Source organism: Methylobacterium sp. WL116, from assembly GCF_008039455.1.
Lineage (GTDB): Bacteria > Pseudomonadota > Alphaproteobacteria > Rhizobiales > Beijerinckiaceae > Methylobacterium.
In genome coordinates this window covers 1-8,212 of record NZ_VRUV01000179.1, presented here as the reverse complement: position 1 = coordinate 8,212, position 8,212 = coordinate 1, and the positions used below count along the sequence as shown (strand labels likewise).

Below are 8,212 nucleotides of genomic sequence, written 5' to 3'. Positions count from 1 at the left end.
CCTCGGCGCCGCGCGAGGGCGATCGGCCCGGTCGGGTCCGGAATCGGGATGATGCGATGGGCCGGCGCCTCGGGGAGATGCCGGCGGGGGACGCGCGAACGTGAGCAGCACAGAGGCGCTTCAGGCCAGGGACGACGAAACGACGGCGGACGAGGCGGCGCGCGAGGCGAAGCGCGTCGCGGCGCTGCTGGCGCTCGGGATCCTGGATACGCCGCCGGAGGATCATTTCGAGGCGGTGTGCCGCACGGCCTGCCGCCTGTTCGGCGTCGAGACCGCCTTCGTCGGGTTCATCGACGCCGACCGGCAATGGCTGAAGACGCCGTGCGCGCTGGTGCCGGGCGAGCTGCCGCGGCAGAAGAGCTTCTGCACCTACACGATCCAGACGGACGCGGTGCACGTCGTCCCGGACGCGCGGCTCGACCCGCGCTTCTCCGGCAGCCCGCTCGTCGACGGCACGGCGGGGGCAACCCGGTTCTATGCCGGCACGCCCCTGAGCCTCGCCCCCGGGATCCGCGTCGGCACCCTCTGCCTCGTCGACTCGCGGCTGCGCGACTTCTCGGCCGAGGACGGCGTCGCGCTGCAGGACCTCGCCGAGATCGTCGTCGCGCACTTGCGCCTCTCGGAATCGAACGCGGCGCTCGGGCGCGAGATGGCCCTGCGCAGCGCGCACGAGGCGCAGCTGGAGTGCCAGGCGGCCGAGATCGCGGAGCGCTCCGCGGCGCAGGCCAGCGCCAACCACCTGCTGACCATGGCCGAGCAGCTCGCCAGCATCGGCAACTGGCGCGTCCCGCTGCCGGCGGGTCAGCCGATCTGGTCGTTGGGGCTCTACGAGATCGCCGGGCTCGACCCCGCCACCGCGCCGCCGCACCTCTCGACCTTCGCCGAGATCTATCACGCCGACGACCGGGAGCGGCTGATCGCCGTCGTCGGCGACGCGATCGCGCGGGCCGAGAACTTCGCCTTCGACGCCCGCATCCTGCGGCCGGACGGCACCGAGCGCGACGTGGTGGTGCGCGGCACCTGCGAGACCGACGCCGCGGGCGCGGTCACCGGCCTGTTCGGCGTGATGATCGACATCACCGCGCGCCGGCGGGCCGAGGCCGACGTCCACCGCAGCGAGAGCCGCTATCGCGGGCTGGCCGACACCCTGCCGCTGCTGGTCTGGGCGATGCGGCCGGGCGACGGCGAGATCACCTACGCGAACCCCCAGTTCCACGCGTATTACGGGCCGATCGGCACCGGCCGCGCCGCGCGGGTCGCCTGCAACCATCCCGACGACGCGCCCGCCATGGCGACGGCGTGGCGGGCGGCGCAGGCCGGTGAGACCGCCTATTCCGGGGAATGGCGCCTGCGCCGCGCCGACGGCACCTATCGCTGGCACAAGCTGACGATGACGCCGGTCCACCTGATGGCCGACGGCACCGTCATCGAGTGGCTCGGCACGGCGCTCGACATCGACGAGATCGTCACCGCCCGGATGGCGGAGCACGACGCCCGCGGCCTGCTGCGGATCGCCCTGGAGGCGGCCGAGGCCGGGACCTGGGATTGGGACATGCAGACCGGGGTGAGCCTGCTCTCGCCCGAGAGCCTGCGCATCTACGGGCTGCCCGAGGACGGCGAGCCGCGCGGCATCACCACCGCCGCGTGGACGGCCCTGGTCGATCCCGAGCAGGTCGGCGAGGTCTGGGACGCGATCCGGCACGCGATCGACACCCGCACCACCTACGCCGCCGAGTTCCGGGTCGGCGAGCGCTGGGTCTACGCCCGCGGCCGGCCGCTGTTCGGGGCCGACGACCGCCCGTACCGGATGGTCGGCCTCCACATCGACATCACCGAGCGCAAGTCGGCGGAGGTGGCCTTGCGCTCGATCACCGCCGAGGCCCAGGCCGCGCGTGCCGAGGCCGAGCGCGCGAGCGAGGCCAAGAGCGACTTCCTCGCGGCGATGAGCCACGAGATCCGCACGCCCCTGAACGGCATCCTCGGCTACGCCGACATGCTGCTCGACGAGACCCACCTGCGGGCGGAGGACCGTCACCGGCTCGAGCTGATCCAGGGCTCGGGCGCCGCGCTGCTCACCGTTGTCAACGACATCCTCGACTTCTCGAAGATCGAGGCCGGGCAGCTGACCCTCGACCCGGTCTCGTTCCCGCTGGTCTCGGTGATCGACAACACCGTCTCGATCGTCCGCGGCGGCGCGCTGAAGAGCAACCTGCGGATCGAGACCCGGATCGACCCGGATCTGCCCGCCTTCGTCCTCGGCGACGCGAGCCGGCTGCGCCAGGTGCTGCTGAACCTGCTGAACAACGCGGTGAAGTTCACCCCCGTCGGCTCGGTGACCCTCGTGGTCCGGCGCGAGCGCTCGGGGGCGCGCGGCCACGACCTGCGCTTCGAGGTCATCGACACCGGCATCGGGATCAATTCGGCGCAGCAGGACCGGCTGTTCAAGCGCTTCAGCCAGGTCGACGGCTCGATCAGCCGGCGCTTCGGCGGCACCGGCCTCGGCCTGGTGATCTGCCGCCACCTGCTCTCGCTGATGGGCGGCGAGATCGGCGTCGACAGCCGCGAGGGCGTCGGCTCGACCTTCTGGTTCACCCTCACACTGCCGCCGGGCGAGGAGACCGGGGTCGCGGCGGCAACGTCCGCGGCTCCGGCCACGGGCCCCGCCGGACGCGCCGTGCGGCTGCTTCTCGCCGAGGACGTGCCGCTCAACCAGGAGCTCGCCTGCGCGGTGCTCGAGGCGCAGGGCTACGTGGTGGACGTGGTCGAGGACGGCGCCGAGGCGATCGTCGCGGTCGAGGCGGCGCTGAAGCAGGGCAGGGGCTACGACCTCGTGCTGATGGACGTGCAGATGCCGGTGATGGACGGCCTGACCGCGACGCGCCACATCCGCGCGCTGGCGTCGCCGGCCCGCGAGATCCCGATCGTGGCGATGACCGCCAACGTGCTTCCGAAGCAGATCGAGGACCTGCGCGCGGCCGGGATGGACGACCATGTCGGCAAGCCGTTCCGGCGCGCCGACCTCTACGCCACCATCGCGCGCTGGACCGGGCCGCAGCGGGAGGCCCGCCCGGCCGCCCCGATCCCGGCGCCGGACGGCGCGAACGCGGTGCTCGACCCGGCGGTGTTCGACGCCCTCAAGGACGGCTTCGGGCCGGAGCGCGTGGCGACGCTGCTCGACCTGATGGGCAGCGAGCTGCGCGATCGCTTCCGCACCGACGAGGACGACCGGGTCCAGGTCGCCCACGACGCGCACGCGCTGGTCTCGGCCGCCGGCATGCTCGGCTTCACCCGGCTGTCGCGCCTGTGCCGCGAGATCGAGGCCGCCGCCCACGGCGACGGCGACCTGCGCCCGCTCATCCACCGGCTCGAGATCCAGCGGGCCGAGGTGCTGGGCACGATCCACAAGCTCAAGGCGGCCTGACGCCCGTTTCCCTCCCCCTCACGGGTGGGGGAGGGACCGGCGACGGGGGCCCCTACGCCTCCGGCGCGGCCGCGTCGTCCTCGGGCTCCGGGTCGGCCGTCCAGGCGGTGGCGAAGGCGGCGAGGTGCTGCGCCTCCGCGAACGCCATCACGGTGACCTCGCGCTCGGCCGGCATGGCGCCGGGATAGGGGGCGAGCAGGATGGTCTTGCGCACGAGGCGGGCGCCGGGCGCGTTCTCGGCGATCCAGGCTTCGGCCTCGGGCACCAGCGCCTCGGCGGTGGCGAGCGCCCGCGAATCCGGGCGCAGCACGATCACGCGGGTGCCGAGGCCGGGGTCGGCGGCCTGGACCGCCTGGACGATGTCGATCACGCGGTCGCCTCGGGCAATTCGTTGATCTGCACCGCGGCCTGGGCGTCGGTGAACTTGGGGATGTCGCCGAAGATCTCGGGGCCGTGCTCGGCCGCGGCCTTCGTGAAGGCGTCGGCCGATTCGAAGGTCAGCAGCGCCATCACCTGGAACGGGGCCGGCTTGCCGTCCGGCGTGCCGACGCCGCGCACGATCTTGGCCTCGTGCAGGCCCAGGGGCGACCAGCGCTCGCGCACCAGCGGCATGTGGTGGCCGAGGTAGTAGTCCATGTCGAACCGGGGACCGGCCGGATACATCACGCTGACGAGGATCATGGCTGTCGAACACTCCCTGGCGGCGCGTCTGCCGCGCGCCGCCGGCACGGAACCACCGAATGCCTGTCAGCGCAACGGAGGCGCTCGCGACGTCTCTTTTCTATTCCCTCCGCAAGGGCCGAGGGTTTCACACGTTTCCTGAGCGGCCCGGATCGCCCGCCCCGTCCTTCCGGGGCGTCGAAGGCGAACCCGGAATCCAGAGCCGCCGACGGCGCTTGAGCCTGCCATCTCGGCGGCTCTGGATCCCGGGCTCCGCTGCGCAGCCCCGGGATGACGGGATTGAGGCGGGTCTCCGCCAGACCACACCCGGGGGTGGGGATACGGTATCCATGAGGAGCGGGCCGCCCTGCACGCCGACCGGCGATGATCGCGATCAGTGCAGCTTCACCCGCGCCTCGGTGCGGCGGGTGAGCGCGCGGGCGGCAGCGTCGAGGGCGGTCTTCACCGTGCCGTGCAGGGCCTGCTCGTGCATCTTGTACAGCGAGCGGTACATCATCCGCGCGAACAGCCCGGCGATGAACATGTTCTTGCCGCGGATGAACCCCATCAGGCTGCCGACCGTCGAGTATTCGCCGAGCGAGACGAGCGAGCCGAAGTCGCGGTACTTGAACGGCTTCAGCGGCCGCCCGGCGATGCGGGCGGGGATCTGCTTGATCAGGTAGGTCGCCTGCTGGTGCGCCGCCTGGGCGCGGGGCGGCACCGGCCGGTCGGAGCCGGCCTCGACGAGGTAGGCGCAGTCGCCGACCGCGAAGATGTCGGGATCGTGGGTGGTCTGCAGCGTCGGCGTCACCACGAGCTGGTTGGTGCGGGTGGTCTCCAGGCCGCCGAGGCCCTGCAGGAACGGCGGCGCCTTCACGCCGGCCGCCCAGACCACGAGCTCGGACGGGATGAACGCGCCGTCGGCCAGCGCCACGCCGTCGGCGCGCACCTCCGTGACCCGCGCCTGGACGCGGACCTCTACGCCGATCTTGGCGAGCAGCGCCATCACCTCGGACGAGAGCCGCGGCGGCACCGCCGGCAGGATGCGGTCGGCCGCCTCGACCAGGGTGATCTTCAGGTCCTTGGCCGGATCGATCCGGTCCATGCCGGTGGAGACCACGTCGCGGACGGTGCGGTGCAGCTCGGCCGCGAGCTCGGTGCCGGTCGCGCCGGCGCCGATCACCGTGACGTGGAGCTGCCCCGGCCGCACCGGGCCGACCTGGGTGTGGGCGCGCAGCATCGCGTTCACCAGCCGCTGGTGGAAGCGCACCGCCTGGTCCTGGGTGTCGAGCGCGATGGCGTGCTCCTTCACTCCGGGCGTGCCGAAATCGTTGGTGGTGGAGCCCACCGCCATCACCAGGGTGTCGTAGCCGACCGAGCGCACCGGCGTGATCTCGCGGCCTTCCGCATCGTGGCTGGCGGCGAGCTGGATCGTGCGCGCCGTCCGGTCGAGCCCGGTCATCTCGCCGATGCGGTAGCGGAAATGGTGCTGGTGGGCGTGGTGCAGGTAGTCGACCGCGTGGTGGCCGACGTCGAGGCTGCCGGCGGCGACCTCATGCAGCAGCGGCTTCCAGATGTGGGTGCGCGCCCGGTCGACCAGGGTGACGTGGACGTCCTTGCCGCGCCCGAGCTTGTCCCCGAGCTTGGTCGCCAGCTGAAGGCCCGCCGCCCCGCCGCCGACCACGACGATGCGGTGCAGGCCCTGTTCGTTCTCGCCCGGTACCATGCCTGTCTCGTTGCTCCTCGGTGCGGCCGTCGCCGCCTCATCGCCGGTGGTGCCCCCGTGCACAGGCACCACCCGTGCCGCCGTTCCGGGCGGGGCCATCTCGGAACGGTTCTAGACCATACCGGGATGGCCGTAATCCGGCGGGCGCCGTCAAAATTTTTTGGCCATGCCTCAAGCCTATCGCTCAAGCATCGGCCGCGAGCGGCGGCCTCACGCGGCCGGCGCGCCGGGCTGGCGCTTGGGATGCGCCTCGGCGAAGGCCGGCAGCGCCAGGCACGCCTCGGCGATGCGCGCCACGGTGGGGTAGGGCGCGGTCTCCACCCCGAAGATGCCCGTGCCGACCCACAGGCTGACGAGGCAGAGGTCGGCGTGGCTCACCGCGTCGCCCTGGCTGAACCGGCCGGTGCCGGGCTCCGTGGAGAGCCGGGTCTCCAGCGTCTTCAGGCCGCTCTCGAAGGCGTGGCGGACGAAGCCCATCATGCGCTCCCTAGGGAGATCGTAGGCCTCCATCAGGTAGGTGCGCACCCGCGGCACGTAGAGCGGGTGGGTGTCGCAGGCCACGAGCTGCGCCAGCGAGCGGGCGCGCGCCCGCTCCCGCGGATCGGCCGGCAGCAGCTTCACGCCGCCCTTGGTCTCCTCCAGGTAGTCGAGGATCGCGAGCGACTGGGTCAGCGGCGGCCCGTCGCCGTCGAACAGGGCGGGCACCGCGCCCTGCGGGTTGATCGCGCGGAATTCCGGCGCGTGCTGGTCGCCGGCATCGAGGTCGATGAAGGTCTCCTCGTAGGCGATCCCCTTCAGCTTCAGCGCGATCCGCACCCGGAAGGCGGCGGCCGAGCGCCAGTTGCCGTACATCCTGATCATGCCACATGGCCCTTCATCGGTTTCGGCGGGGACCACACCGCACAACCGGGCGGGCCGCAAGGGCGAAGCGTCGGCGAAGCGCGGTCTGGCCGTGATCGTGCATTGCCCCGCGGACGCGATCCCGCGATAGGGACGAGACCGCGACGACGCGCGCGACACGGCGCGCGACAAGGGATGACGGCCGATGCAGATCGAGACGCCCTATCTGATGTTCCTCGGCGACGTGCCGGACCGGCTCGCCGCCAAGACCGCCTACGGCATCGTCGACTGGCGCCCGGACTGGTGCATCGGCCAGATCCGCCTGCCGGGCTGCGCGGCCGACCTCGGCATCCCCGACCTGACCCTCGACGAGGCGCTGGCCAAGGGCTGCCGCACGATGGTGATCGGCGTCGCCAATGCCGGCGGCGTTCTGCCGGAGCACTGGGTCGCCGAGATCGTCGCCGCGCTGGAGGCCGGGTTCGACATCGCGAGCGGCCTGCACGCGCGCCTCGGCGCGGTGCCGGCCATCGCCGAGGCGGCCGCGCGCCGCGGCCGGGCGCTGCACGACGTGCGCCACACCGACGAGACCTTCGCCACCGGCAAGGGCACCAAGCGCCCGGGCCGCCGCCTGCTCGCGGTCGGGACCGATTGCTCGGTCGGCAAGAAGTACACGGTGCTGGCGCTGGAGAAGGGGATGCGCGCGCGCGGCATGGACGCGGATTTCCGCGCCACCGGCCAGACCGGGGTGTTCATCTCCGGCCGCGGCGTCGCGATCGACGCGGTGGTGGCCGACTTCATCTCCGGCGCGGTGGAGTGGATCGCGCCCGCGGCCGACCCGAAGCACTGGGACCTGATCGAGGGCCAGGGCTCGCTCTACCACCCGTCGTTTGCCGGCGTCAGCCTCGGGCTGCTGCACGGGGCGCAGGCGGACGCCTTCGTGGTCTGCCACGAGCCGAGCCGCACGACGATGCGCGGCGTCCAGCACCCGCTGCCCTCGATCCGCCAGGTGATCGACCTGACGATCCAGCTCGGCAGCCTGACCAACCCCGGCATCAGGCCCACCGGCATCGCCGTGAACACCCAGGCCCTCGAGGAGGATCCCGCCCGCGCGCTGCTCGAGAAGCTCGGCGCCGAGTACGGCCTGCCCGCCACCGACCCGGTGCGCTTCGGCGTCGAGGGCCTCGTCGACCGGCTGATCGCCGAGTTCCCGGAGACCGCGCCGTGAGGCGGCTCGCGGTCGCCGTCGAGCGCTTCCCGATCGCCGGCGCCTTCACGATCAGCCGCGGCAGCCGCACGGAAGCCGTGGTCGTCACCGCGCGGATCGCCGACGCCGAGCGGGCGGTCGCCGGCTGGGGCGAGTGCGTGCCCTATCCGCGCTACGGCGAGAACGTCGAGAGCGTGGCCGCGGCGATCGAGGAACAGGCCGACGCGATCGCCGCCGGCGTCGGCCGCGCCGAGCTGCTGGAGCGGATGAAGCCCGGTGCGGCGCGCAACGCGCTCGACTGCGCGCTGTTCGATTTCGAGGCCAAGGCGTCCGGCCGCCCGGCCTGGGAGATCGCCGGGCT

General features: G+C 72.6%; 6 protein-coding genes and 1 pseudogene. 3 read left to right on the top strand and 4 right to left on the bottom strand.

All coding sequences use genetic code 11. From position 1 onward, the window contains the following. Positions 1-100: 100 nt before the first annotated feature. Positions 101-3,421, top strand: coding sequence for a PAS domain-containing protein (locus FV223_RS14250; RefSeq protein ID WP_147727661.1), 3,321 nt, complete (start codon positions 101-103; stop codon positions 3,419-3,421). Positions 3,422-3,473: 52 nt separating this feature from the next. On the opposite strand, the gene FV223_RS14245 is transcribed toward FV223_RS14250, so the two are convergent. The 4 genes from FV223_RS14245 to maiA form a co-directional block, all read right to left on the bottom strand. Next, positions 3,474-3,791 carry a hypothetical protein gene (locus FV223_RS14245; protein ID WP_147727660.1) on the bottom strand — a complete coding sequence of 106 codons (318 nt, stop codon included), beginning with the start codon at positions 3,789-3,791 and terminating at the stop codon, positions 3,474-3,476. Next, positions 3,788-4,102, bottom strand: a complete 315-nt coding sequence (locus FV223_RS14240) for an EthD family reductase (RefSeq protein ID WP_147727659.1) — start codon at positions 4,100-4,102, stop codon at positions 3,788-3,790. The genes FV223_RS14245 and FV223_RS14240 overlap by 4 nt, the downstream gene beginning before the upstream one ends. A 373-nt stretch (positions 4,103-4,475) precedes the next feature. After that, a complete protein-coding gene (locus FV223_RS14235) occupies positions 4,476-5,807 on the bottom strand; it encodes an NAD(P)/FAD-dependent oxidoreductase (RefSeq protein WP_147727658.1) in 1,332 nt (443 codons plus the stop codon). 210 nt (positions 5,808-6,017) lie between these two features. Continuing rightward, positions 6,018-6,665 carry a maleylacetoacetate isomerase gene (gene maiA, locus FV223_RS14230; protein WP_147727662.1) on the bottom strand — a complete coding sequence of 216 codons (648 nt, stop codon included), beginning with the start codon at positions 6,663-6,665 and terminating at the stop codon, positions 6,018-6,020. A 187-nt stretch (positions 6,666-6,852) separates the two neighbouring features. Between maiA and dgcN the strand changes: the two genes are divergently transcribed. Together dgcN and FV223_RS14220 are read left to right on the top strand one after the other, a co-directional pair. Further along, positions 6,853-7,872, top strand: a complete 1,020-nt coding sequence (gene dgcN / locus FV223_RS14225) for an N-acetyltransferase DgcN (protein ID WP_147727657.1) — start codon at positions 6,853-6,855, stop codon at positions 7,870-7,872. Continuing rightward, positions 7,869-8,212, top strand: a pseudogene (locus FV223_RS14220) (dipeptide epimerase); the annotation flags it as partial. The gene dgcN and the pseudogene FV223_RS14220, both read left to right, overlap by 4 nt.

Excerpts from the sequence above, each read along its gene's own strand:
- FV223_RS14240 (WP_147727659.1), bottom strand. The coding sequence starts at position 4,102 with ATGATCCTCGTCAGCGTGATGTATCCGGCCGGTCCCCGGTTCGACATG.
- FV223_RS14235 (WP_147727658.1), bottom strand. The coding sequence starts at position 5,807 with ATGGTACCGGGCGAGAACGAACAGGGCCTGCACCGCATCGTCGTGGTC.
- dgcN (WP_147727657.1), top strand. The coding sequence starts at position 6,853 with ATGCAGATCGAGACGCCCTATCTGATGTTCCTCGGCGACGTGCCGGAC.